At 54.0% G+C, this 25,508-nt stretch carries 21 protein-coding genes and 1 other RNA gene; 11 read left to right on the forward strand and 11 right to left on the reverse strand.

What is annotated here, in order from left to right; genetic code table 11:
- The first annotated feature begins 120 nt into the window (after positions 1 to 120).
- The 3 genes from ACZYTD_RS16055 (at position 121) to ACZYTD_RS16065 (ending at position 4,653) form a co-directional block, all read left to right on the forward strand.
- A complete protein-coding gene (locus ACZYTD_RS16055; RefSeq protein WP_463893569.1) occupies positions 121 to 1,332 on the forward strand; it encodes an acetate kinase in 1,212 nt (403 codons plus the stop codon).
- 491 nt (positions 1,333 to 1,823) lie between these two features.
- Positions 1,824 to 3,494, forward strand: a complete 1,671-nt coding sequence (locus tag ACZYTD_RS16060) for a PglL family O-oligosaccharyltransferase (protein WP_463893570.1) — start codon at positions 1,824 to 1,826, stop codon at positions 3,492 to 3,494.
- A gap of 148 nt (positions 3,495 to 3,642) precedes the next feature.
- Complete coding sequence (locus ACZYTD_RS16065; RefSeq protein ID WP_463893572.1) at positions 3,643 to 4,653, forward strand: MraY family glycosyltransferase; 1,011 nt, start codon at positions 3,643 to 3,645, stop codon at positions 4,651 to 4,653.
- Between the two features lie 60 nt (positions 4,654 to 4,713).
- Here ACZYTD_RS16065 and rpiA read toward each other — a convergent pair whose 3' ends face one another.
- The 4 genes from rpiA to zapA all read right to left on the reverse strand — a co-directional run bounded on the left by rpiA (position 4,714) and on the right by zapA (position 6,555).
- Entirely contained in the window at positions 4,714 to 5,373 is a 660-nt protein-coding gene (gene rpiA / locus ACZYTD_RS16070; protein ID WP_463893573.1) for a ribose-5-phosphate isomerase RpiA, read from the reverse strand.
- Between the two features lie 67 nt (positions 5,374 to 5,440).
- A complete protein-coding gene (locus tag ACZYTD_RS16075) occupies positions 5,441 to 6,028 on the reverse strand; it encodes a 5-formyltetrahydrofolate cyclo-ligase (protein ID WP_463893575.1) in 588 nt (195 codons plus the stop codon).
- Between the two features lie 2 nt (positions 6,029 to 6,030).
- A non-coding RNA gene (gene ssrS, locus ACZYTD_RS16080) (6S RNA) lies at positions 6,031 to 6,213 on the reverse strand.
- Positions 6,214 to 6,237: 24 nt separating this feature from the next.
- Positions 6,238 to 6,555 (reverse strand): cell division protein ZapA, encoded by a 318-nt coding sequence (gene zapA, locus ACZYTD_RS16085; RefSeq protein ID WP_463893576.1) that lies wholly within the window; start codon positions 6,553 to 6,555, stop codon positions 6,238 to 6,240.
- Between the two features lie 175 nt (positions 6,556 to 6,730).
- Between zapA and ACZYTD_RS16090 the strand changes: the two genes are divergently transcribed.
- The 3 genes from ACZYTD_RS16090 to ACZYTD_RS16100 all read left to right on the forward strand — a co-directional run bounded on the left by ACZYTD_RS16090 (position 6,731) and on the right by ACZYTD_RS16100 (position 9,778).
- The gene (locus ACZYTD_RS16090; RefSeq protein WP_463893577.1) at positions 6,731 to 7,294 is read left to right on the forward strand and encodes a UPF0149 family protein; all 564 of its coding nucleotides are present in this window, start codon (positions 6,731 to 6,733) and stop codon (positions 7,292 to 7,294) included.
- A 103-nt stretch (positions 7,295 to 7,397) separates the two neighbouring features.
- Positions 7,398 to 8,591 (forward strand): 2-octaprenyl-6-methoxyphenyl hydroxylase, encoded by a 1,194-nt coding sequence (ubiH, locus tag ACZYTD_RS16095; RefSeq protein ID WP_463893579.1) that lies wholly within the window; start codon positions 7,398 to 7,400, stop codon positions 8,589 to 8,591.
- Positions 8,588 to 9,778, forward strand: coding sequence for an FAD-dependent monooxygenase (locus ACZYTD_RS16100; RefSeq protein ID WP_463893580.1), 1,191 nt, complete (start codon positions 8,588 to 8,590; stop codon positions 9,776 to 9,778). Before ubiH ends, ACZYTD_RS16100 begins: the two co-directional genes overlap by 4 nt.
- Before the next feature lie 19 nt (positions 9,779 to 9,797).
- Here ACZYTD_RS16100 and ACZYTD_RS16105 read toward each other — a convergent pair whose 3' ends face one another.
- Positions 9,798 to 12,188 (reverse strand): putative bifunctional diguanylate cyclase/phosphodiesterase, encoded by a 2,391-nt coding sequence (locus tag ACZYTD_RS16105; RefSeq protein WP_463893582.1) that lies wholly within the window; start codon positions 12,186 to 12,188, stop codon positions 9,798 to 9,800.
- A 263-nt stretch (positions 12,189 to 12,451) separates the two neighbouring features.
- Between ACZYTD_RS16105 and gcvH the strand changes: the two genes are divergently transcribed.
- A complete protein-coding gene (gene gcvH / locus ACZYTD_RS16110) occupies positions 12,452 to 12,844 on the forward strand; it encodes a glycine cleavage system protein GcvH (RefSeq protein WP_463893583.1) in 393 nt (130 codons plus the stop codon).
- Positions 12,845 to 13,107: 263 nt separating this feature from the next.
- On the opposite strand, the gene ACZYTD_RS16115 is transcribed toward gcvH, so the two are convergent.
- A complete protein-coding gene (locus tag ACZYTD_RS16115) occupies positions 13,108 to 13,242 on the reverse strand; it encodes a hypothetical protein (protein WP_463893584.1) in 135 nt (44 codons plus the stop codon).
- A 433-nt stretch (positions 13,243 to 13,675) separates the two neighbouring features.
- Between ACZYTD_RS16115 and purL the strand changes: the two genes are divergently transcribed.
- A complete protein-coding gene (gene purL, locus ACZYTD_RS16120) occupies positions 13,676 to 17,566 on the forward strand; it encodes a phosphoribosylformylglycinamidine synthase (RefSeq protein ID WP_463893586.1) in 3,891 nt (1,296 codons plus the stop codon).
- Between the two features lie 86 nt (positions 17,567 to 17,652).
- Here the strand turns inward: purL and ACZYTD_RS16125 are convergent, their stop codons facing one another.
- Both ACZYTD_RS16125 and ACZYTD_RS16130 read right to left on the reverse strand, forming a co-directional pair.
- The gene (locus ACZYTD_RS16125; protein WP_463893587.1) at positions 17,653 to 18,135 is read right to left on the reverse strand and encodes an NlpC/P60 family protein; all 483 of its coding nucleotides are present in this window, start codon (positions 18,133 to 18,135) and stop codon (positions 17,653 to 17,655) included.
- A 23-nt stretch (positions 18,136 to 18,158) separates the two neighbouring features.
- Positions 18,159 to 18,707, reverse strand: a complete 549-nt coding sequence (locus tag ACZYTD_RS16130; RefSeq protein ID WP_463893588.1) for a YceB family lipoprotein — start codon at positions 18,705 to 18,707, stop codon at positions 18,159 to 18,161.
- Between the two features lie 110 nt (positions 18,708 to 18,817).
- Here ACZYTD_RS16130 and cls point away from each other — a divergent pair, with 110 nt between their 5' ends.
- Both cls and ACZYTD_RS16140 read left to right on the forward strand, forming a co-directional pair.
- On the forward strand, positions 18,818 to 20,293 hold the full coding sequence (gene cls, locus ACZYTD_RS16135; protein WP_463893590.1) for a cardiolipin synthase: 1,476 nt from the start codon (positions 18,818 to 18,820) through the stop codon (positions 20,291 to 20,293).
- Between the two features lie 184 nt (positions 20,294 to 20,477).
- Positions 20,478 to 21,755, forward strand: a complete 1,278-nt coding sequence (locus ACZYTD_RS16140) for a DUF945 family protein (protein WP_463893591.1) — start codon at positions 20,478 to 20,480, stop codon at positions 21,753 to 21,755.
- 70 nt (positions 21,756 to 21,825) lie between these two features.
- On the opposite strand, the gene ACZYTD_RS16145 is transcribed toward ACZYTD_RS16140, so the two are convergent.
- From ACZYTD_RS16145 to ACZYTD_RS16155, 3 genes are all read right to left on the reverse strand, one after another.
- Positions 21,826 to 22,545 carry an SIMPL domain-containing protein gene (locus tag ACZYTD_RS16145; RefSeq protein WP_463893593.1) on the reverse strand — a complete coding sequence of 240 codons (720 nt, stop codon included), beginning with the start codon at positions 22,543 to 22,545 and terminating at the stop codon, positions 21,826 to 21,828.
- Between the two features lie 205 nt (positions 22,546 to 22,750).
- On the reverse strand, positions 22,751 to 23,587 hold the full coding sequence (purU, locus tag ACZYTD_RS16150; RefSeq protein ID WP_463893594.1) for a formyltetrahydrofolate deformylase: 837 nt from the start codon (positions 23,585 to 23,587) through the stop codon (positions 22,751 to 22,753).
- Between the two features lie 232 nt (positions 23,588 to 23,819).
- Positions 23,820 to 24,143 carry a hypothetical protein gene (locus tag ACZYTD_RS16155; RefSeq protein ID WP_463893595.1) on the reverse strand — a complete coding sequence of 108 codons (324 nt, stop codon included), beginning with the start codon at positions 24,141 to 24,143 and terminating at the stop codon, positions 23,820 to 23,822.
- Positions 24,144 to 24,624: 481 nt separating this feature from the next.
- On the opposite strand from ACZYTD_RS16155, the gene nifH reads away from it, so the two are divergent.
- Entirely contained in the window at positions 24,625 to 25,506 is an 882-nt protein-coding gene (gene nifH, locus ACZYTD_RS16160) for a nitrogenase iron protein (RefSeq protein WP_463893597.1), read from the forward strand.
- Positions 25,507 to 25,508: the final 2 nt, after the last annotated feature.

Here is a 25,508-nt window from a genome sequence, read left to right on the forward strand (position 1 = left end):
GTCTCTGAACTGTTTTGGGACGCATATATTTAGTGGCCATCGCAGAATGCTCCGGGGGAGCTTCGCCCTGACCTTGAACAGCGCGGTGCCGCCTGAGCACCACAGCAAAGCGAGGAGAGAATGGATACAAGTAACAACCAGACTGTACTGGTACTCAATTGCGGCAGCTCTTCACTGAAGTTTGCCATCATCAATCCGGAAAGTGGTCAACAGTTCCTGTCTGGTTTGGCTGAGGCGCTGACCCTGCCGGAGGCGCAGATCAGTTGGCGTTTTGGTGAGGATGGTGAGAAACAAAAAGCAATGCTGGCCGCTGGGGCAGATCACACAGCGGCTTTGACCTTCCTGGAAGAGCAGGTATTGCACGGGCGGCACGATCTGCTGGAATCGCTGATTGCTGTCGGTCACCGGGTGGTGAATGGCGGTGAGTATTATTCTGAACCTGTGCTGGTTGATGATGAAGTCGAAAAAGTCATCGAGAAGTGCATTCCTTTAGCACCGCTGCACAATCCAGCTCACCTGCTGGGTATTCGTGCTGCGCGCCGCCTGTTCGCATCCTTACCTCATGTGCTGGTGTTCGATACCGCTTTCCATCAGACCATGGCGCCGGCGGCTTTCCGTTACGCTTTGCCGGATGAGCTGTATAAAAAACACGGCGTGCGTCGTTATGGTATGCACGGCACCAGCCACTACTACGTGGCGCTTAAGGCGGCCGAGCAGCTTGGGCAGCCGCTGGAGCAGACCAATGTCATTACGGCTCACCTGGGCAATGGTGCCTCTGTCTGCGCAGTCAAGAATGGCCAGAGCATAGATACCAGCATGGGCATGACCCCGCTCGAAGGGTTGATGATGGGTACTCGATGCGGCAATGTGGACCCATCCATCGTTTTCTTCATGGTCGATGAGCTGGGTTATACCTTGGAGCAGGTCAAGGATGTGCTGAACAAGCAATCCGGGCTGCTTGGCATTTCCGGCAAAACCAGTGATTTCCGCGGCATCACCCAGGGCGTGGAAGAGGGCGATGAGAATTCCATACTGGCGTTTGATATGTTCTGTTATCGTCTGGCCAAGTTCATTGCCTCCTACTATGTGTCGTTGGGACGAGTCGATGCTCTGGTGTTTACCGGCGGGATTGGTGAAAACTCCCTAATGATGCGTAGCCGAGTATTAGAACTGTTGGCTCCCTTTGGCTATGTTGAAGATGTAAAGGGTAATGAGGCGGCGCGCTTTGGTCAGGCTGGTTTGATCACCACCCCCACATCAGCCAAGGCATATGTCATTCCCACCAATGAAGAGTTGGTGATAGCCCGAGGGGCGGCTAAGTTTGCGGGTTGAGCCCGCTTGATCTGCTATTAATGGCTTAGCTAAAACGCCACCTCAAAGCCTGTCGATAGACAGGCTTTGTTTTTGTGCATCAGGCATGGCGCGTTGCGACAGGCGCTTTCGGCTATACGGCAGACGTTGCATTGTAGTCACAGAATCAAGATGAGCCGCCGTGAGCGTCCTTCCTACTCAATACCCGTCGCGTTTGAGTCAGATAGTCGTTATGATCTTTGCACTTTAATTTAAGTAGCAATACATTGCGCTTGTTGTTGTAGGCCTGTTGGCTCGTTATCAGTTGTCGTGCTAACGGTAGTGACGGTGAGTCTGCCGAAGAGTCACCGATATGATGCGCAATGAAGGTTGACGGTTGACGGTAGCACTACGCTATATTCACAACCAATGAATGCAGGGATGGTAAAAGTTCAATGGGTTCCTCGAATCGCTTAACTCAGTTTTTTGTGATTGTCTTTGCACTGTATGTTCTGCTGGGTGCGCATTTTTTCATGCATAACCCAGGCGGTTCGGGGTTATCCCTGCCGTTTAATATGGTGGGCTGGATCTTCGTCGCCATATTGATTGCGACAGGATTTTGGTTGGTGACGCAGCAGGGAGCCTTACGGCTCAGCCACAGCCATCTGCTGCTCTGGGCTGGTGCTTTGCTGCTGATCTTGCCGGTCCTCTATACCCAGCCCCAGTGGCGAGATCTGGCCTTGCCTAAGTTGTTTGCACTGGTTGGTGGCTTGTTATTTTATTTTGCTCTGCTGCAGTGTCGCTTTAGTCGGCAGCAGCGGTATGTCTTGCTCTATCTGGTCGTGGGCTCAGTGTTTATCGAGGCACTCTTTGCCTTGACCCAGTACTACCTGCTGGCAGCCGGGAACTGGATTGGCTACAACACGACAGTAAATCGTCCCTATGGCATATTCCAGCAATTCAATGTGTTGGCCAGTTTCTTGGCTACTGGGGTGGCATTGGCGCTTTATTTGCTGCGTCATGACCCCTTGGTTGAGCGCCATAGCTGGCGATTGTGGCTCTGTCTGGCAACTCTGGTCAGCTGCTCGTTGCTTCTGTTGGTAATTGCTTCGCGGATAGGTCATCTGGGGGCGGTGCTGGCTGCTTTGATACTCTGGCCCATGTTGTGGCGCCACTCTAGCCGGTTGGCTGGTTGGGCGTTGGCTGCGCTGCTGGCCGGAATTATCGTGGCCGTGGTCAGTCAGCATTGGATGGGGGGAGGCCGGGATTTGGCCGCGTATCAGCAGGCGGGGATGCGCTGGGTATATTGGCCGAAGGCTATTGAGATGTTCTTACTCAAACCCTGGCTGGGCTGGGGATATGGTGGCTTTGAATATACGTTCGTACACCATTTCTATGCGCCTGGAAATTGGCATGATGGCATGCCGATTATGGAGCAAAATCTGGATCACCCTCATAACGAGACCCTCTATTGGGCCGTGGAGGGGGGCGTTGTGGCCCTCTTGGGCTTGGTCACCTTGCTCTGTGGTTATGGTCGCTCCCTTTATGTGGCCGGCAGAGGCAAATGGCTGGCGTTGTTGGCCTTGGCGCTACCTATCTTACTGCATACCCAGACCGAGTACCCGCTCTACCACTCGCTGCTTCATTGGGTGGTATTGATGCTTGTGTTTTGGTTTGCCGATGAAGAGGCTGAGGTCGGCATATGCAGTTATCCTTTTCCCTACTGGTTACTGCTCCGGAGTATAGCCATAGGGGTTGTTGTCTTGGTGGTTGGTTATATGGCGACTGGCCTGCAGACAGCTTGGTTGGTGACCAAGTATGAGCGCAGCCAAACGCCCCAACCCCAACTGCTGATGGATGTTCTTAACCCGCTGCCTTGGCTTACTCGAGTTGAATTCGATGTGATGACATTGCGCTTGATACTGGCATTGCAAAGCAACGCAGGCCATGAGCTCGAGGCCTATGTGAATTGGGGGACCGCATTTATCCATACGACACCCAGAGCCAATGTGTATCACAATATGAGGCTGGCGTTGGAGCGGTTAGGGCGCCATGCGGAGGCGGAGCAGTTGTTGATTGAAGCCAAGCGGCTGTATCCTGGCGATCCATTTTTCTACCCTGTTATCCAGCCTAAAACTGGACAGGAGCAGAGTGAGCATGGCTCATCTGGCGCTATCTCAGCTAGCAAGGCAAGTACCCGTTAATAGGATCACCGGCATGGCTGAAGTGGAGGCCATGCCGTTAGCAAGCTTGCGGGTGCAGTCGGCGGTTAAATCACGTAGTATGCAGCTACTTGGCGTTGGTCTGTTATTAATGCTGTTTGTTGAGGCGTGGTGAGTCGATCTTGTTATGATGACCTATTTTCTCTCTTTTTTTGTATTCTGTTTTGCCCTGACGGGGATCGCCCGTCGCTATGCCTTATGGCGCCATGCGTTGGCAATCCCTGAATTTCGGCATCACCATCTTGAACCTGTGCCTCGAGGGGGGGGGATAGCGCTGGCAATTGCCACCATTACCCTGAATCTCGTGATGTATCGCTATCACTTAATTGATATTGCGGTGGCTCGGAGCCTCTGTTTTTCGGGGTTATTTTTACTGCTGGCTAGTTTGGCGAATGATCTTCGTCCCCAGTCTCTATGGGTTCGACTTGGCTTGCAGGTTATTGCCGCCGTATTGGCATTAACTTGGTACAATCGGGACCTGATTGTCATTATCTTTGACGGCTATGTCTATCTCACCGGCTGGTGGTTACCGCTGCTGGTATTATTGCTGGTTGGCTCAATCAATCTGAGCACAGTAATGAATGAGGTGGATGGTTTGGTGGCCTGCCAAGCTTTCATCATGGTATTTGCTGCCGCTTGTCTCTTGGCCATTTCTGACGAATTACAGTGGAGTGTGCCGCTGATTCTCGTTTGTGCGCCTATTTTGGGGTTTCTAGCTTGGAATTGGCCTCCAGCTCGGATCCTGATGGGGGATGGCGGGAGCAGTTTTCTCGGGTTATTTATCAGTGTGTTGGGGTTGTATCTTGCTGCGGATACCCCGATCAATCTGTGGGTCTGGTTAATCTTGATGGGCGTTTTTGTGGTAGATAGTGGCTGGACACTGGTTACCCGTGTTGTCTGTGGCCTATCCATTCTGCCTTCATCCCATAAGAGTCATGCTTACCAGATCCTGGCCAGGCGTTGGGATAGCCACTTCTATGTAACTTTGTTGCTGTGTGCCATCAACTGGTTGTGGCTGTTCCCAATAGCTTATTTGGCGATGGAGAGTGAGAGCTGGGGTTTGCCTCTATTACTACTGGCGTACGCACCCGTCATGGTGGGGTGTGCGTTTTTGAAGGCGGGAATAGCACAAGATTCATGAGTGCTTTCACTGAATGGAATTGAAGATGGCCCACATAAAACGTGGGCCATCTTTTTTCGGTTAGTTTGTGGTGGTTTGAACACCCGTACTTGAGCCAACGAGCAGCACATCGGCGCCGCGTTGCGCAAACAGCCCTACGGTGACAACCCCAACAATGTTATTGATTTTAGTTTCGAGGGCTTTGGCTTCTGTGATGTGCAGACCATGAACATCCAGGATCTGATTGCCATTATCAGTGGTGATGCCAACACGAAATACGGGATTTCCCCCTAGGCTACGCAGCTCTCTTGCCACATACTCACGAGCCATGGGGATCACCTCTACAGGTAAGGGAAAGTTACCCAAGACATCGACTACCTTGCTCTGATCGGCAATACAGATGAATTTTGTGGCGACGGCAGCAACAATTTTTTCTCTGGTTAGTGCCGCGCCCCCCCCTTTGATCATCTCCATCTGGCCATTTATTTCATCTGCACCATCGACGTAGACATCTAGTTGCTCAATATCGTTGAGATCAACAACAGGGATACCTATGGCTTTAAGACGCTCGGTTGAGGCGACTGAGCTGGATACAGCAGCCTTGATTTGATCCTTGATACTGGCCAAGGCATCGATAAAGTGGTTGACTGTTGAACCTGTCCCAACTCCCACAACTGTATTCGCTTCTACATAAGCCAACGCGGCCCAACCGACTGCTTTTTTCATCTCATCTTGAGTCACATGCATCTCCTGCTGTTTTGCTGTGCGCAGATTATAGCGAAGATGGCGAGCGCAGACAGCTGCAGTTTCAGCTTGGCCAGTGTAGACGGCGGGTAGGCGTCAAGATTTCCGGTAAGGGTACATCCCAATGTTCGGTTGGAACCGCGTCCACTTCTTGGCAGTCATGCGCCAGTCCTATGGGATAGGGGCCCAAGCGCTGGTGGTGCCATTGAGTGAGGGTGCGGTCATAGAAGCCTCCCCCCATACCTAAACGGTTTCCCTGCTGATCAAAGGCGACCAGTGGTGTACAGATGATATCTATGGTGGATAGGGGAACGATCTGCTGACAATTTAGCTGAGGTTCGATAATCCCAAACCGATTGGTACTCATGGGACTATCTGCGGTGAAGTGTAAGAAGAGCAGGTGTCCTTTACTGAAGGGGTGTAACACGGGTAAGCAGACTGCAATATGCTGTTGCCAACACCATTCGATGACTGGGCTGGTATCGAGTTCACCATCTGTTGCCAGATAGAGTGCGATGCGCTCGGCTCGAGAGATGAGTGGGTGTTGCTTGAATTGTTCTATCAGGATTTGGCTGGCGGAGGTTTGTTGCTCTGGCGATATCTGTTGCCTGCGGCTTCGGATAACTTGCCGTATTTGCTGACGGTTTTGCATGGTGGAACCCCGGTGATGCCGTTACAGGTCGTGGCCCTTGAACCCTAAGGTCCAAGGCGGAAATCTGACTCCAACCGCAGGCTTCTCGGTACAAGCCGAGCATGCACAATAGTCGGAAGGCGACTTCCTAAGGTGTAAATATCGGCTCAGGGACTTAAACCCGCTGACGCACACCCCAGGGTAATTACCATAATCTAATCTGTGCTTGGTTAGCGCCGCAACAGTCTGCCTTGCTCTTGCAGTGCCTCTTCAATTGTAGTCTGCAGCATTCTGATGCGTTGATCCATAGTTTCAGAATATTGCCGATTCTTGTCTTTTTCAAGTGCCAGCTCATGACAAAAATTCAAGGCGGCCATGACTGCCAATTGTTCATTATTACTGCTGCGTGAACGTTGGCGCATTTGCCCCAGCGTATCGTTCAATTCGTCGGCTGCGGTGCGCAACGCGGCACTTTGACCAAGTTGGCAGGAGAGTTTGTAAACACGCCCCATGATGTTGATCTCTACAGCTTCAATCTCGGTGGTCATGCATTCCTCAATGTATCTGGCTGTATCTTAGGTGGCCTGCCTCAATAAGGGGGGACTATATAGCGCAGATCTGCAACTTTCAAGGGGCTGCTGGTTGTAAGCGGAGGCAAGTGCTAGGATCTGAGTTTTTACAGGCAGTTATTGCTGATTTCTTGTACTGGATAAGGTCGCCGGAATGAGTAGCGAAGTATTGAATCAATATATTACAGCTAGTGATTTGCTTGACGCCCATGAAGTCATGGCAACACCAGCAGAAATACATGGGGTCCTGACGGGGCTGTTATGTGGTGGCTGCAGTGTGCAGCGCGATGAGTGGTTGTCTGAGTTTTTCGAATTGGTTAATGATGGCCACCCCATGCCTGCAGCGGTAACTGAGTGGTTACTCGAGCTGTTCAATGCCACGTTGGCTGGGCTCATTGATCAAGCGGGTATTGAATTACTGTTGCCCGAAGAGGATGTGACCCTGGAGGAGCAGTTGATTGCGGTATGTGATTGGGCCCAGGCTTTTTTAGCCGGATTTGCGGTCATGCAACAGGATTTAAGTAAAGCGTCTGAAGAGTTGCAAGAGATGTTGGGTGATATCAGTAACATCACTCAGCTGGAAGTTGAACTCGAAGAGGATAGTGAAAACGAGGCCTCATTTTATGTTTTGTATGAGCATATGAAGCTGGGGGTCATGATGGCGTTTGAAGAGTTTGGGCAGCATCCGCAGCCCGATAAGAAGCCCACGCTGCACTAGCAAGTAGTTAGGGCTCTTTGTTGTGCTATGAGTGAATGCGGTGACTCTGTTGTGCTGTCAGACATAGGGTTGTGTGTCTCAACATCTGGCTGGGCTGCGCTGAATGCAACAATATGATTTTGCAATTGTTGGTGGGGGCATGGTGGGCGCTACATTGGCTCTGGCCTTGGCTACCTTGAACGCAACGGGTGGACGAGCACCGCGCATCTTGTTATTGGAGGCCCAAACGCCCAATTTTGGCCACCATCCTGGTTTTGATGCCAGGTCGATAGCCCTGTCATATGGCAGCGAGCGTGTTCTTACCTCTTTAGGGTTATGGCCGGCATTTAGTCACGCCTTCTCTCCGATCACCTCCATTCATGTTAGTGACCAAACTCATTTTGGACGTGTCGAGTTGAGCTCGGAAGAGTATCAGCTACCGCATCTGGGGTGTGTGGTTGAGTTGCAACAGGTCGGTCTGGCGCTCTATCGTCGAATTCAGCAGTGTCCGGCCATTGACCTGGTTGCGCCATCGCGCCTGGCGCAATTGACGCTACGTTCTGAGTGTGTGGAGCTGTCCACGCCTGAGCAACAGTATCAGGCGCGCCTCCTGTTGTTAGCGGATGGGGGGCACTCGCAATGGCGCGAGCAATTGCAGATACCTGTGCATGAGGAGCCCTATGAACAGAGTGCCGTGGTCGCGAATGTGCGGGCTTCTGCTCTGCCGATCGGAAGGGCTTGGGAACGATTTACCGCAGGAGGCCCCATCGCCTTATTGCCGATGACAGATCGGCGTCTTTCTCTGGTATGGAGTCAGCCTCACGCCGCCGCGCGTGAGTGCCAACAACTGAGCGACGAGGCCTTCATTGCGCGTTTACAACGGGAATTTGGTTTTCGTGCGGGGCGTTTTAGCGAAGTGGGTGAGCGTCATCTCTATCCCCTGGTCCTGCGACATGCTCAAGAGATTTATCGGCATCGTACGCTGTTGATTGGTAATGCGGCTCATCTGTTACATCCTGTGGCGGGGCAGGGATTTAACCTGGCGGTTCGCGATATCGCTCAACTAGTATGCACTCTGCAAGCAGGCTGGTGTGTTGAACAAGATCCAGGTGCATTAGCATTGTTGCAAACCTATGCCCATGGGCGGGAGGCGGACGTGTTGCGAACTATCAGTATGACCTCGAGTTTAGCGCGCTTGTTTGCCACCTCGATTCCCTCGGTGAGCATGGGGCGGTCTCTGTTGCTGGGGGCCATGAATCGTTCTTCCTTTTTCAAGCAGTGGTTCGCCGAGCAGGCGCTGGGAATGCGAGCGTCATGAAAATAGTTGATATTGCGATCGTCGGTGGTGGCATGGTTGGTTTGGCCGTGGCCGTCGGATTGAAACAGAGTGGGTTAAAGGTTGCCCTGATTGCACAAGAGGATCCATCCCACCTTACACCATCGGCTCCTCTTCGCGTCAGTGCCCTGAACATGGCCAGCGAGCGATTCTTGCGCCAGCTGGGAGCGTGGCAGAATATCAGTCGTAAGCAAGCCTATGATCGAATGCAGGTGTGGGAGCAGGATAGTTTTGCGCACCTTGAGATGCAGGCCGGTATGGTCTTACAGCCACATCTGGGCCACATAGTGGACAACCAGGCGGTAATTGCCGCGCTTTGGCAGCAGTTGGCGGGGAGCGAGGTCACTGTGATAGCTCCCTCGACCCTGACTCAGTGTGTCAGGGGTGACCAGGGGACCGTGCTGCAGCTAACGGGAGAACAACAACTATTGGCAAGTTGGGTGATTGCGGCAGATGGCGCTCACTCTGCTCTACGCCACCATTTTGATTTTCCGATGAGTAGCTGGGACTACGGGCATACCGCGGTTGTGGCGACCGTAACAACGGGTGAGCCGCACCAGAATTGCGCGCGGCAAATCTTTACCCCTGAGGGACCGCTGGCTTTTCTACCCTTGTGGATGCCAAATTTGTGCTCTGTGGTTTGGTCGGTGAGACCTGAACGCGCAGCCGAGTTACTGGCGGCACCGGCCACACAGTTTGCTCATCAGTTGACCGCCGCGTTTGATTCCCGTTTAGGGCCTGTTGAGTTACAGGGGGAGCGGGCTGCATTTACGCTACAGGCTCGATATGCTAGAGAAGTGGTGAAAGAGGGATGCATTCTGGTAGGGGATGCGGCCCATACCATCCATCCTCTGGCAGGCCAAGGCGTTAATCTGGGCTTGATGGATGCCGCGGCCTTGTTAGAAACGATACTGACCTTGCAGCAACAGGGGCGGTTAGCTCGTTCCACTCAGGTTTTCGACCGCTATGCTCGTTGGCGAAAGAGTGAGGCACTGCAAATGTTGGCTTTGATGGAGGGTTTCAAACATCTATTTGCAGGGGCGGCGCCCTGGCAAAAACTACTCAGAGGCCTGGCGTTGCAAGGGGCTGATACCATGGCTCCAGTGAAGCAAGCCTGTATTCGTCGCGCCATGGGATTAACCGGCGAACTACCAAACTTGGCGCGTTAGCCTGCGTTTTTCCCGGACGTTAGGGGTGGTGCCGCGCATGGGACTGCTTACTGAATTTGCATGCCAGGGCCGAAAGTTGGCTAGCTAAATCACATTCACTCAGGGGGTGGCTAATCAGATAGCCCTGTAGTTGGTCGCACCCCAGCTCCTGCAATAAGCTTGATTGCAAGGCATTTTCCACTCGCTCCCCGACGACCTTCTTCCCTTGAGCATGACTCAGCTGCAAGATCGAGCCGACAAGCTGTCGGTCAATATCACTGTCGATCATCTTTAGCGTGAAAGCTGATGCTAACTTGATGTAATCAAATGGCAGGCGATGGAGATAGCTCAAGGCTGAGTAGCCAGTGCCAAAATTGTCCAAGGAGAGAAGGTAGCCAGCCTCATGGAGCGACAGCATCAGGGCATGAGCCTGTTTGTAATCGCAGATCAGGGGGGCTTCGTTCAGTTCGAGAATGATCCGGTTAGGCATGATGTGATAGGCCAGGGTTAGGCGCGCTAACACCTGGGGTAAGCTGGGTGCAAATAGCTGCTGAGTGGTGAGATTGATGGTGATTTGTAGTCCAGCATGACCGATTCTATCCAGTTGATAGAGCTGTCCCAGTGCTTGTTCCAAAACCCAATCCCCCCACGTTAAGGATAACGTGCTCTCCTCCAGAATAGGGATAAATTCACTGGGGGTGATATATCCCTCTTGGGGGTGATGCCAGCGAGTAAAGGCTTCCAGTCCGACTATGCTGCCTCGAGCCAGATCATAGATAGGTTGAAAATGCAGACTAAGTTGGCCACTGAGCAAAGCTTGAGGAAATTGCTTGGCAATAAAACAGTGGCGTACCGATTTTTCCAGCAGGCTGGGTGTGAACAGTTGATAGCGATTATGGCCTTGGCTCTTGGCTTCTTGCAGGGCTATCTCTGCTTGGGTGAGCAATTCGCTGACACTGCTAAAGCATTTTTGGATAAGGACTATGCCTGCCGAAAATTGTAGTCGATGCTGAGTTGCGCCAAGTTCCAGCGGTTGCTGTAGTTGGGAAAGCAACTTGCTCATCAAGATGTGAATATTCTCTTTGTGTTGTATGTCACTGGTCAATATGGCGAATAAATCCCCATTGAAGCGGCAGAGCAGATCGCTTTCCCTGAGTAGATGACGCATCCGTTGGGCCAACTGTTGCAGTAAGAGATCGCCTTGCTGGAGGCCTAGAACCGTATTAATCCGCTTGAATTCATTAACATCCAGCAATATCAAACTCAGTAGTGAACTATTTCGCTGTTGGTTAGCGATGACCCGATTGAGTTCGAACATGAAACACTGGCGATTGTATAAGCCAGTCAGCGGATCAAGCAGCGTCTGTTGTCTTAATTCGCTGGATTGGGTATCCAAAGCGCTCTCTTTTTCTGCCATTTGCAGATTGAGTGTGGTGACATGGCTCTTTATGTTAGTCATCTCATCACCGATACCCCCTGTGGTCGTCGTCTGGGCGGGGGCAGCTGTTCCGAGCAGAGCTTGCAGGTTGCGAACTCGTTTACCCCAAGTGGCATCGATCACCGTAGCCAAGAGCAACAGAAGCAGAGGGAAGATCAGGCTCCAAGAGTGAGTCATGCGCTCAAGCAATTCCCCCATGCTTACCGAGGGTTCAGGCGTAAAAAAAACAGCCCAAGCCGCGGAGTCGGTCGCAGGGGCGAGTGAATGGGGAGAACCGCTCAATTGACGCTCCCAGATCTGATAGCTCTGGCCCTGATAGCTGAGTCGATTGCCATCCTGCACTGGGGGGGCGGGCTGTACTGCAGCCTTCACAGAGGGGGGAATTGCTGAAATCGAGCTATTCTGACCTGAGTCTGGTACAGCTTGGAGGAAGGCAGTCAGGGTTGATTCTAGCTGTTCAGCCATTCTTTTGGGTTGGATGACCGCAATGATTCCTTGCGCTGATAATTGTGCCAGAAGTGGTTCGAGTGAGCTTTGTACGAGCACTTCATCCACTGAGCCACTTTGGTGTTTGAACACGCTGAACCACAAAGCACAAGAGCCCAGGCAAGACAGCCGGGGTGATAGCTCAGGATAGTTGATATTAAGTCCGTCGTTGGTGGCCTGGGTATAGGTATTGGCGTTCCCCTTTGGCTGCTTGCGCCATTCGATCTGGAGCACGTGATGCTGAGACAGCCAAGCTGAACTCGTTTCCTGGTTTTCTCGCCATTCGCTCTCTGGGGTATCCTGCAATAGTTTCTTAATATGCTGCATAGAGTCCCAAGAGAGTTGCGCCAGTGTCTGCTCACTGAGCTCTCTTTGCTGGCGTTCCTTTTGTTGTTTAATTTCCGGATATAGCCAGAGGCCCTGAGTCACCGACCAGGCAATGAGCAGCAACAGGGCGCCCCCTGTAATTTGCGTTCGTAAGCTGATAAAGCATGGTTTATGCAGCATAGGGCTCCCGGCAGATCCAGCTGACGGCCCAGCACCATAGAAGATAGTGATCTGGCTCATCAAGACTCATGCATTAACCATAGAGCAAATGGTGGGATGGGCTCCAGTTAGAGGCGACTTTTTTGCTAGGTTGTAGCCATCGTCTGTTTTTGCCAGCCATCTCAAGAAATGAGTGAAAGCTTTGTATGGGGTGGGGTTGTGCTGTCTACACTGGCTATATGCGTGTATCAGTGGCCATGCCATGGGTGAGAGAGGAATATCAGATGAATCATATCCCTAGCGAGTTGCGTTTTACTACCTCTCATGAATGGGTGCGATTGGAGGGAGAGGGTGAAGCGGTTATTGGTATCACGGCTCATGCTCAGAGGCTGTTGGGTGACATGGTCTTTGTCGAGCTGCCTGAATTAGGGTCTGCCTTGAGCGCAGGAGAGGATTGTGCCGTGGCGGAGTCGGTGAAGACGGCGGTTGATATCTTTGCTCCCGTCTCAGGCGAGGTGGTGGCGGTTAATGATGAACTTGAGGCCGCTCCCGAGATGATAAATCATGATCCTTATGGTGCCGGTTGGCTATTTCGCATCAGGCTCGCCGATTTGGATGAACTGGATGCGCTATTGGATGCGGAAGGTTATCAGCAACTTATTGCCAGTGAGAGTTAGGGGAGCGTGAGAGTGGCTTGCCACAAGGTAGGCCGCTATCTCCGTGGTGATGAACATACTGCTGGATGAGCTGGAATAAGACGGCCCCTGAAACTCGGGTTAGAAAGTTGGGGCTGGTATCGCAGTTGGAATTGGATCGATAGCTCCAGCGTTGACATGAACCACCGTATGCGGAACGGCACGTTCAGTGCGGTGAGAGGATGGCGGGAGTGATCCCGCCACTTACTCTTGGCGCGTGTCGCGCGCAGTGATGACGCTACTATCTAGTGGCTCTGAACGCTAAACAACACATGGTGCCGTTGGCGGATCTTGCGCTTGATGCGGGAGAGGGCGCTGCGGCGGTTAGGTGCCCGGTTGAGTTGACGTTTTTTTGCAATGAATCGCTTTCTACGGATCATAATATCTTCCTCTAGCCAAACTCAATGGCTTACAGCTGGTAACGCTATCATAACCAGTCATTACAGACAACTTGCTAATAATGCAGATAAAATCTCCCTGTCCACCTCAATTATGGCTGATAAAACAGCAGATTTCAGCCCTGGCTGAGCCAGGTTTTCTACCATGCCGCGGGGCGGGATGAACGGGAGGTGGGAAATGAGGGCTGTAGCCTGTGCCAGGTGTGGCATTCATGGTTTGTGTCTGTTGTTAATCAATTGAAAATAAACATTTTGTTCTAAAATCTTATCGCTTGGGTTGCCGCGGCTTGTTCTAGGGCAGCCGGCGGATAAAGCCAATAAAACGTTGCTCTTTGCGGTCGACATCACACGGGGCGATTCCTATAATACGCCCACTTCCACATTCCCCCCCTTCAACATTGTGAGAATTGGCAAAATGGAAATCTTACGAGGAGCGCCCGCGTTATCCGGCTTTCGTGTCAGCAAACTGCTGCGAAGCTTTGAAGATATGGGCTTGCCCATCCGGGACGTGTATGCCGAATTCGTACACTTTGCAGATCTTGATGCGCCGTTGACTGACGAAGCTCGAGTAACTCTGGGCAAACTGCTGACTTATGGTCCGACCATAGCCGAGCATGCTCCCCAAGGCTTGCTCTTCCTCGTGACCCCGCGTCCCGGCACCATCTCGCCTTGGTCCTCCAAGGCGACTGATATTGCCCATAATTGCGGTCTGGAGCAGATACTGCGGCTGGAGCGGGGGATTGCCTACTATATAGATGCCCCCGAGCTTACCGTCGAGCAGCGCAAGCTGGTGTCCGGCCAGCTGCATGATCGCATGATGGAGGTGGTGTTCTCTGAACTGGCTGCCGCAGAAGCTCTTTTCTCTCATCATACTCCAGCACCTCATACCGAGGTGGATGTACTGGGTGGGGGGCGTGAGGCACTGGAAGAGGCCAACATCAAGCTGGGCCTGGCTCTGGCTGATGATGAGATCGACTATCTGGTGGCCAGCTTCAACAAACTGGGACGCAACCCCAACGATATCGAACTCTACATGTTCGCCCAGGCCAACTCCGAGCATTGCCGTCACAAGATCTTCAATGCCGATTGGACCATAGATGGTGTTGAGCAGCCCAAGTCGCTGTTCAAGATGATCAAGAACACCTATGAGTTGCACAGTGACTATGTGCTCTCTGCCTATAAAGATAACGCCGCCGTCATGGTGGGCTCCGAAGCGGGTCGTTTCTTCCCGAGCCCGGAGACTGGCGAATATGAATACCATCAGGAGTCCATCGACATTCTGATGAAGGTGGAGACTCACAACCACCCAACCGCCATTTCTCCCTATCCGGGTGCCGCCACCGGCTCCGGCGGTGAGATCCGTGATGAAGGCGCAACTGGTCGCGGCTCCAAGCCCAAGGCGGGCATGTGCGGTTTCTCTGTCTCCAACTTGCGCATTCCTGGTTATGAGCAGCCTTGGGAAACCAACTTTGGCAAGCCGGGTCGTATCGTCGACGCCTTGGAGATCATGCTGGAAGGGCCGTTGGGGGCCGCGGCATTCAACAACGAGTTTGGTCGTCCGAATATTCTGGGTTACTTCCGTACCTATGAAGAGCAGGTGGCCAGCCACAACGGCGTCGAGATCCGTGGCTATCACAAGCCCATCATGTTGGCGGGTGGCTTGGGTAACATCCGCACTGAACATGTGCAAAAGGGCGAGATCACTGTGGGTGCCAAGCTGATTGTGCTCGGTGGCCCGGCCATGAACATAGGTCTGGGTGGCGGTGCCGCGTCCTCCATGACCTCTGGTCAGTCAGCCGAAGATCTGGATTTTGCCTCCGTCCAGCGGGAAAACCCCGAGATGGAACGCCGCTGCCAGGAGGTGATCGATCGCTGCTGGCAGATGGGTGATGATAACCCCATCCTCTTCATTCACGATGTGGGCGCCGGTGGTCTATCCAACGCCATGCCTGAGCTGGTGAATGATGGTGGTCGCGGTGGTCGCTTCGAGCTGCGTGACGTGCCGAACGATGAGCCAGGGATGAGCCCGCTGGAGATCTGGTGTAACGAGTCTCAGGAGCGCTATGTCCTGGCCGTGGCACCGGGTCAACTGGCCAAGTTTGAAGAGCTGTGCCGTCGTGAACGGGCCCAGTATGCGGTGATTGGTGAAGCGACCGCCGAACGTCAGCTGGTGCTGGCAGATCGTCACTTTGGCAATCAGCCCATCGATCTGCCGCTGGATGTACTGTTGGGCAAGGCGCCCAAGATGCATCGTAACGTTAAGAGCCTCCAGGCCCAGGGTGAGCCCCTGAACCTGGACTCAGTAACGCCTAAGGATGCGGCCGAACGCATCATGCGCCTGCCTACCGTGGCGGAGAAGACGTTCCTCATCACCATAGGTGACCGTACCGTAACCGGTTTGGTGACCCGGGATCAGATGGTGGGCCCCTGGCAGGTGCCAGTTGCCGACTGTGCCGTCACTGCCGCGTCATATGACACCTATGCCGGTGAAGCCATGTCCATGGGCGAGCGCACACCTGTGGCGCTGCTGAACTACGGTGCCTCGGCTCGTCTGGCGGTGGCCGAAGCCCTGACCAACCTGGCTCCTGCTCATATCGGCGATCTCAAACGCGTCAAGCTCTCCGCCAACTGGATGGCCGCCGCCGGTCACCCTGGTGAAGATGCTGGCCTCTATGAGGCGGTGAAAGCGGTGGGTGAAGAACTTTGCCCCGAGCTGGAGCTCACCGTACCCGTCGGTAAGGACTCCATGTCCATGAAGACCCGCTGGGAGCAGGATGGTGAGCAGCGCGAGGTCATTGCCCCCTTGTCACTCATCATCAGTGCCTTCGCCCGCGTGGAAGATGTGCGCAATACCGTCACCCCGCAACTGCGTAGCGATCTGGGCGAAACCGATCTGCTGCTCATTGATCTGGGTAATGGCCAGAATCGCCTCGGCGCCTCTTGCCTGGCTCAGGTTTACAAGCAGCTGGGGCAACAGGCGCCGGATGTGGACAACCCGGCCCAGATCAAGGCCTTCTTCAACGCCATTCAGGCGCTGGTGGCCGATCGCAAGCTGTTGGCCTATCACGACCGCTCCGATGGTGGCTTGTTTGCCACCCTGACCGAGATGGCCTTCGCCGGTAAGACTGGGGTGACCATAGCCCTGGATCAGCTGGGGAGTGACGATCTGGCGGTGCTCTTCACCGAAGAGCTGGGTGCCGTGCTGCAGGTGCGTCGTGAGGACAAGGAAGAGGTGCTTACCCTGCTGGCTGGTCATGGCCTGGCGGCTTGTACTTATGTGATCGGTAAGCTGAATCAGGATGATGCCATTCGCTTCACCCGCAATGGTCAAGACCTGATCAATGAATCTCGCGTCCACTTCCGTACGCTGTGGGCGGAAACCACCCACAAGATGCAGGCACTGCGCGACAATCCTGCCTGTGCTGACAGTGAGTTCAAGGCCAAGTCTGATGTCAAGGATCCGGGTCTGCATGCCCATCTGAGCTTCAACCTGGAGCAGGATGTGGCGGCGCCTTACATCGCCAAGGGCATACACCCCAAGGTGGCTATTCTGCGTGAGCAGGGCGTCAACTCGCAAAACGAGATGGCCGCCGCTTTCGATCGCGCCGGATTCAGCTGTGTCGATGTCCACATGAGCGATATCCTCAGTGGCCGTCTCAACCTGAACGATTTCCAAGGGGTGGCAGCTTGTGGCGGCTTCTCCTACGGTGACGTCTTGGGGGCTGGGGAAGGTTGGGCCAAGTCCGTGCTGTTCAATAACCGGGCACGTGATGAGTTCGAACGCTTCTTCCACCGCAACGACACCTTTGCTCTGGGCGTGTGTAACGGTTGCCAGATGATGTCCAACCTGCGGGATCTGATCCCCGGTGCCGATCTGTGGCCACGTTTCGTGCGCAATGAATCCGAACGTTTCGAGGCGCGCTTCAGCCTGGTCGAGGTACAGGAGTCACCTTCCCTGTTCTTCTCCGGCATGGCGGGATCCCGCATGCCGATCGCCGTCTCCCACGGTGAAGGTCGGGTCGAGGTGCGTGATGTGCAGCACCTGGGGGCCATTCAGGCCAGTGGCACCATAGCGGTTCGCTTCGTGGACAACTACGGAGTGCAGACCGAGCGTTACCCCTTCAACCCGAATGGTTCACCGGCCGGGATCACGGGTCTGACCACCCGTGATGGGCGTGTCACCATCATGATGCCGCACCCTGAGCGAGTGATGCGTACCGTGGCCAACTCCTGGCATCCGGACGAGTGGGGCGAGAACAGCCCCTGGTTGCGGATGTTCCGCAATGCGCGGGTCTGGCTGGGCTAGTCGGTTACAGGCTAAATAAAAAATCCCCCTCGTTTGAGGGGGATTTTTTTATGCATGAGAGAGGCCTGCGGCTCATGGCGTAGCGGTTATTCCCCCAGTCGGCGGGATTGCCAGTAGGTCTGTTGCCAGTAGGGGTTCTCCATGTCGGAGATGATGACCCCCTTGCTGGTGGAGGCATGCAGGAATTGCCCATCCTGAATGAAGATCCCCACGTGCTGACTACGCCGGCCTGTCTTGAAGAAGAGCAGATCCCCCGGTTGCAGGCCACGGTTGGAGATGGGCGCGCCTAGGGTGGATTGGCCGCGGGTGTCGCGGGGTAACTGCAGCCCAAAGCGTTCGCGAAAGGTGAGTTGGACGAAGCCGGAGCAGTCCACGCCGCGCTTGCTCTGCCCTCCCGGGCGATAGGGTACTCCTTGCCACTCATCATATTGGGCAAACAGCGCCGAGCGCACCTCCTCCGCCGAACCGAGGCGGGAGTGGCTGGCCTGGTTGCCGTTGGGGCTTTGACAAGCGCACAAAAGAAGCAGCATGCCGCACAGGAGTAGAGTTTGCTGGAGGGCTAGGCGCATGGTCTTCTCTTTATAGCTTAGATCTAAGGGGTCTGGCTGGTATTAAGTTGTAGCACGCCAGGTTGCATCTGCATACTCACCACATGGGCCTTGAGCCAGGCTTGATCCTTATCCTTTTCATTCAAGCGATAGGCGGGTTGTTTGCGCAGGCGTTGTTCTAAACTGTTGATCAGATAGCCCATCAAGGGGGCAAACTGCTGTTTAAGCGATGAGGGTTCCAGTTCATAGTTTTTCAGCGCAAACTCATCAAAATAGATGGCGCCCTCTTTTACCTCGTAACGAGGTTTGGCCTCAAAATGGGCCTGGATGCGGCCATCCACGGTCGGTTTGTTGGGTAGGGTGAGCGAGAAGTTGCCCAGTCCAGTCACATTGGCCAGGCCGGGCGTTTGACGTCCCAACTGCACCGTCATACGGTCTAGCTTGATGTTGGCATCAAAGAGGCCGGGAAGGCCATATTGCTGTTCATACTTGACCTTGCCATTTACATACTCGGTCAGTTGTTGTTCGGTGATTTTGACGGGCCCAGGGCCTTGAGTATTGATTGCCAGGGCGAGTAGCACAGATATCAGCATGATGGTTTCTGTCTGTTACCGGATGGATGGTCGCATGATAGCACGCAGTCAATTCTCTGCCAGATCTCGCCTTATCCTTGTTGTCTTACCATTGAGTGAGGATGCCTGTTTTGTCATCACAGACGACGTTTTTCCATCTGTTATACGATGTTCTCGGTCTCCTGCTGTTTGCCTTTTATAGTGTGCTGGTGGTGGGGGTGGTCATTCGGGTGGTGATGAAGCGACGGCCCATAGGGGTGTCGTTAGCCTGGCTTGCAACTATCTTCACCATTCCGTTTTTGGGGGTAAGCCTCTATCTGTTGTTTGGTGAGGTCCGTCTTGGTCGCAAACGAGTGGAGCGCGCTCGTGCCATGTATGAGCCCTATGCCAACTGGATCAAGGCGTTGGTGTATCAATTTCCCCATCAGCCTGTGTTGATGAGCAATAAGGCCGAACCGCTGGGGGCGCTGGTTGAAGCGCGTCTGGGTATGCCTATGCTGGGCGGCAATCAGATGCGGCTGCTCACCGAACCCAATGCGATCCTTTTCTCCATAGCCGATGATATCAATCAGGCCCAAGTCTCCTGTTATCTGGAGTTCTATATTTGGCAGGCGGGAGGTTGGGCCGACGAGGTTGCCGAAGCGCTCATGGCGGCCGCGCAGCGAGGGGTGGATTGTCGGGTATTACTCGATTCCGCAGGTAGCTCCACCTTTTTCAAGAGCCCATGGCCAGCACGGTTTGCCGAGGCCGGGATCCGGCTGATTGAAGTATTGCCGGTGGGTGCGTGGCGTATTCCCTTACAGCGCCAGGATTTGCGTATGCACCGCAAGTTGGTGGTGATCGACGATAAGGTGGCCTATACCGGCTCCATGAACCTGGTTGATCCCCGTTTTTTCAAGGCCAAAGCCGGGGTGGGGCAATGGATCGATATCATGTTGCGCTTGCAGGGGCCGATCGTACCGCTGATTTGGGCACTGTTTGTCCAAGATTGGGAGATGGAGAGTGGTGAGCGGTTGCTGGAGCTGCAGCAACACCAGCCGGAATATGATCCCGAGCAGGATCACCATCTACAGCTCATCCCCTCCGGCCCTTTCATTACCGGGGATTGTATCCAGCAGATCTTGCTGTTAGCCCTCTATCAGGCCCGCGAGTCGCTGGTGCTGACGACCCCCTATTTTGTGCCTGATGATTCACTGGTCGCCGCCTTGCGTTCGGCCGCCGATCGGGGGGTGCGGGTACAGCTGATTTTGCCGGCTCGTAATGACTCCATCATGGTCAATTATGCTTGTAACGCTTTTTTCGCCGAGCTACTGGCCTCGGGGGTTGAGATCTACCGCTTTGAGCACGGTCTACTGCATACCAAGAGCGTGCTGGTCGATAACCAAATGGCCCTGGTGGGAACGGTCAACCTGGATAAGCGCAGTCTGTGGCTCAACTTTGAGACCACGTTACTGGTGGATGACCCCCGTTTTTGCGATGAATTGCAGCAACTGCTGCAGGGCTATCTGAGCCAGGCTAGTTGCCTGCAAGCGGCGACTTGGGCCAAACGCCCCTATCACCAGCGGGTATTGGAGAATGTGCTCTATCTGTTTAGTCCCTTGCTCTGATAGGGGATGTGGCCCTGTGTCAGCCGGATAGTTGCGCTAACTCACAGAGTGGAGCGGCTCTGATCTGGACTTTTTGTCGAGGAACAGGGAGAGTAGCGGCAGCAAATGGGATTCATAAATACCTTTTATGTGATGTTAGATACTTGGTAGCCAGGATAGGCTCTAAACGGGATAGGAATTGCAGATGAAGAAGATATTAGTCGGTGCTGTGGGTGTTGCTGTGTTGGCCGGTGCGGCTTATGCCGGTGGTTGCTGGTTTACCGGCTCCCAATACGACAGCAACGTAGCCAAGCAGTTGGTGCAACTCAATCAGCAAAATGGTGTCAAGGCCCAGTGGCTGCCTGGTCAGAGCGGTTTGACTGCTCGTCATGGGGTGTTGCAAGTGACCCTGGCTCCCGAGTTTTTTGCCCAATTTGGTGGCCCGGCCGATGCTAAACCTGTCGAGCTGTTTTTCAACGTGCAGCAGGCGGTGGCTCCGCTCTATTTACGTGGTGAAGCCACGCTGGATCAGTCCAAGGGCAGCATAGCGGGCATCTTGCAACAGCTGAAGCTCAAGGCGATCCCGCATCAGTTGAGCTGGAGCTATAACGCCCTGACTCAGGGCACCACGGCTGATATGAGCGTCGATAGCTGGAAGCTGGATCTGCCCACCGCCAAGGTGGATTTTGCCAAGTTCCAACTTCACTCCCAGGGTAAGGTCGATAGCCAAGCCGATGTGACCTTCAGTTGGGAGGGGATCAATGTCAGCGATGATCAGCACCAACAGTTCTATCTGGCGCCAAGCAAGGGCCAGGCTCACCTGATCCGTGTCGCTAATGCCTGGGTTTCGCCACAGAATAGTTTTGAACTGCAGGGCCTCAAATTTATCGCTCCGGAGAGTAGTGTTACTCTCGATAAGCTGGTTTCCAGTGGCAGCATAGATGAGCAAAGCAAACAGGATGCCAAGCTGGACATGAGTTATCAGACTCAGATCGCCTCGCTAAAGGTAGAAAATCCTAGCTATCCGTTTGTGATTGACAACTTTGCCCTGGGTCTCAAGCTGACCGGTCTGGATAAGAACAGCTATATGAGCCTGGTCGAACAGAGTAGTCAGCAGCATGTGGATGAAGCCAAGGCCATGGCAGCGCTGGAGCAGTTGTTGAAGAAGGGAGCCGGTTTGACACTGTCGGATCTCTCCCTCAACTTCAACAAAGCCAACCTGCAGGCCAAGGGCAAGCTGGATCTGGCGGCTAACGACAAGCTGGAAGTGGCGAATATTCCCTCACTGCTGGCTCAACTCCAGGGGCAGTTGGATCTGGTGGCGGCCAAAGAGTTGGTGGCCATGGTGCCTAATGGTCAGCAGATGCTGGCTCCCATGATGAGCGCTGGCTACATCAAGCAGGGTGCCGATGGCAAGCTCTCGGTCCAGCTCAAGCTGGCGGATAGCAAGGCCACGGCCAATGGCCTGCCTCTGCCGCTGTAACTCGTGCCATAGATAAGCAAACGGCCCTGCGGGGCCGTTTTGTATTTTGGGGTAGCAGGAAACACCGGGCTTAATCGACCAGGTAGTATTCGATGGTGGAGACAATGCGCACCTTCTTGATGTAGGGCGTGCTGCTGTCTCTGTCCTCAATGGTGAATTGCCCCTGCATGGCGCGCTTGATCTTGCCCAGCTTGCTGCCAGAGTCACGGGCAAATTTCTCGGCCACTTCCCGGGCGTTACGGGTGGCTTGTTCAATCATGGCGGGTTTGATGTCGTTCAACTGGGTAAACAGGAACTGAGTCTTGGCATCGTAATCCTGACCACTGATGGCGATTCCGTTTTGCCCCAGTTGCGCCAGGCTGGCCATGGCCTTGCGTACCTTTTCGGTATCCGTGCTATAGACAGTCAGGGTCGAGGTGCCAGCATAGCGGCCATTGCGCACCTGCTCTTCAGAGAAGCCCTGGGCCTGCCGATCTTGAATACCGGGAACCGCCACCGTGATCTCATCGACAGTGAAACCCTGCTGGCGCAAGAAGGCCTGGATCTTCTCATTCTTGCTCTCCATGCTGCCAAATAGCTCACTCAGATCGTTGTTGACCTCGGTGAAGCGAATAGGCCAGATAGCCACATCGGCGGGCATCTCCTTCTCCGACAGTCCCTTGACGGAAACCACCCGATCCGCCTCTCGGAACTTGATGATCCCCTCGGCTACCATGACCCCTAGCAGGGTCAGCCCCACACAGAGTAGGGCTCCGAGTAGAGCCGAGCTGATGATGCTTCGTTCTTGCATAGTGACTCCTCACAACAGTATGGAATGGCATAGTAAAGTCTATTTTTCAGTCTAGCGGAGCCATCCGGCGAAGAACAGCGCAGGGGCGAGGGGAGTCTCAATATAAGCCCAGCGGCTTGATGGCGCGCAAGGTTTGGCAATTGGGTGCTGCGGATACCAAAACAAAGAGGACCCGCAGGTCCCCTTGTGTTGCCAAGGCCATGGCTTATTTGAAGACGACTGTCTTGTTGCCGTAGACAAAGACTTTTTCATCCAGCACATGGGCCAGCGCTCGGGAAAGCACGGAGCGCTCTACATCGCGCCCGGCCTTGGCCATGTCTTCGGCACTGAAGGCATGGGTCACATGGATCACATCCTGCTCTATGATCGGGCCTTCATCCAGATCGTCGGTAACGAAGTGGGCGGTGGCACCAATCAGTTTGACACCACGATCGAACGCTTGCTGATAGGGGCGGGCGCCGATGAAGGCGGGCAGGAAGGAGTGGTGGATGTTGATGATCTTGCGACGATAGGCGCAGACGAAGCCAGGTGTCAGCACACGCATATACTTGGCCAGCACCACATAGTCGGGTTGATATTGATCAACCATGGCCTGCACCTTAGTTTCGTGCTCTTCGCGGGTGAGCCCCTCGTGGCTGACGGTATGGAACGGAATGCCAAATTTCTCGGTCAGCTCTTGCAAGGTGTCATAGTTGCCAACCACGGCGGCTATCTCTACATCCAGGGCGCCAGAGTAGCTCTTCATCAGAATATCACCCAGGCAGTGAGACTCCTTGGTGACCAACAGCACCAGGCGCTTACGCCCAGCCGGAACCAGGCGACGGCTGCTGCCCTCGGGCAGAGCATCGTCCAGATCTTCGAGGAGAGTTTCGTCATTGAACCGCCCTTCCAGGTCGGTGCGCATGAAGAAACGGCCCTGTTCATGATCCACAAACTCATCATTCTTGATGATGTTGAGCTGATGTTTGTAGCAAATATTGGTGATTTTGGCGATTAGCCCCTTGGCATCAGGGCAGTCGGTGAGCAGAATCTTGCGCTCCATCTGGTGTACATCCTCACAAAACCCGGTGGTCGCACACTATGCCACAAAATCCCCTATTTGCCATATGGTCAGCGGGCGCTGGCGGCGAATATGCGATGAAGAGGCAGGTGCGTATCCTGGCGCAAGGCCAGAGTGCCTCTTGCTGCAGTCGTTGTCCGCGGCTAGGTATGGCAAGAGTGGAAGAGGGCTCCAAGCCCCGCTGACGTGGGAGCTTGGGGGGCCGTCGCCCATCCTAGGGCTTAGTCGCTGTCGGCTTACCATTGATATAGAGGCTCTTGATACTGCCTGCGGCCACATAGCGAATCACGGCCCCTGGTGGGGTGTCAGCCACAAACTGCTCATTGATATAGAGCTTCCCCTCCCTGAGTTTCAGCTGATCACCTGCAAGCTTAGCCTGGCCTGTATCGCCTGAGAGGGTGACCTCTTGGGTGCCAAGGCCGGAAGAGGATGAGGCGCTGGCGGACGCACGTTGGCCGCTGGAAGCCGAGAGCGAGGTGCTGTCGCAGGCGCTGAGCAGGCTGGCTGTCAGCATGAGGGGTATGAGCGGTTTTAGCATTGATCTGATCCTGTTGGGGGGAGATAAGCGTGGCCAATATAAATACTCGATCAGGTCTTTTTGTGCCAGCGCTATTGCTGGCCAATGGTGCCTCGTGGCTGCTGTCGGCTGCTGCGCTTGCCTTGGCCGCTCCGCATTCTTAAGGGTGTTAGCGTTTAGTCGCACGGGCTACCCAATCTTCATGGGGCCGCGTCTTCTCCTTAATAGAGAAGGAATCCTGCTTTTTCCCTACGGCTGCGCTCTGCATTTTCGGCTTCGTGCTATTGGCATCTTGGCCAGGCCATTTTGGCATACGACAAAAGCCGACACAGGGCCTGTTCCTTTCCGTACAAATCGTCTGTGTTTGTTTTGTTCTGTTCTGGGGTTTGTCGAGTGACACAAGAAATAGCCATTTAAAATCAATTAGTTATCTGTTTTTCTGAGAGTGGTACGCGAAGTGCAATGTATTAAGCGTCAACTGTCATCACAAGGAGATAACGACATGGCTCTTCGTCAATGTGCAATATATGGAAAGGGTGGTATCGGCAAGTCTACTACCACTCAGAATCTGGTGGCGGCGCTGGCCGAAATGGGCAAGAAGGTGATGATCATCGGCTGTGACCCTAAGGCTGACTCAACTCGTTTGATCCTGCACGCCAAGGCCCAAAACACTATCATGGAAATGGCTGCCGAAGTAGGTTCGGTTGAAGATCTGGAGCTCTCTGATGTGCTGCAGATCGGTTACGGCGATGTGCGCTGTGCCGAATCAGGTGGTCCTGAGCCAGGAGTGGGTTGTGCCGGCCGTGGGGTTATCACCGCCATCAACTTCCTGGAAGAAGAAGGCGCCTACGAAGAAGATCTCGACTTCGTATTCTACGACGTACTGGGTGACGTAGTGTGTGGCGGTTTCGCCATGCCAATCCGTGAAAACAAGGCTCAGGAAATCTACATCGTTTGCTCCGGCGAAATGATGGCCATGTATGCCGCCAACAACATCTCCAAGGGGATCGTGAAGTACGCCAAGTCTGGTAGCGTGCGTCTGGCTGGCCTGATCTGTAACTCCCGTCAAACCGACCGCGAAGATGAGCTCATCATCGCTCTGGCTGAGAAGCTGGGCACCCAGATGATCCACTTCGTACCCCGTGACAACGTAGTGCAACGCGCTGAAATCCGCCGTATGACTGTCATCGAGTATGACCCAAGCGCCAAGCAGGCTAACGAGTACCGTACCCTGGCTCGTAAGGTAGTCGACAACAAGATGTTCGTCGTACCGACTCCGGTCACCATGGATGAGCTTGAAGCTCTGCTGATGGAATTCGGCATCATGGACGAAGAAGACGAGAGCATCATCGGTAAGACTGCTGCCGAAGAAGCTACGGCCTAAGG

The organism is Pseudaeromonas sp. HNCC25DJ180, assembly GCF_055413345.1.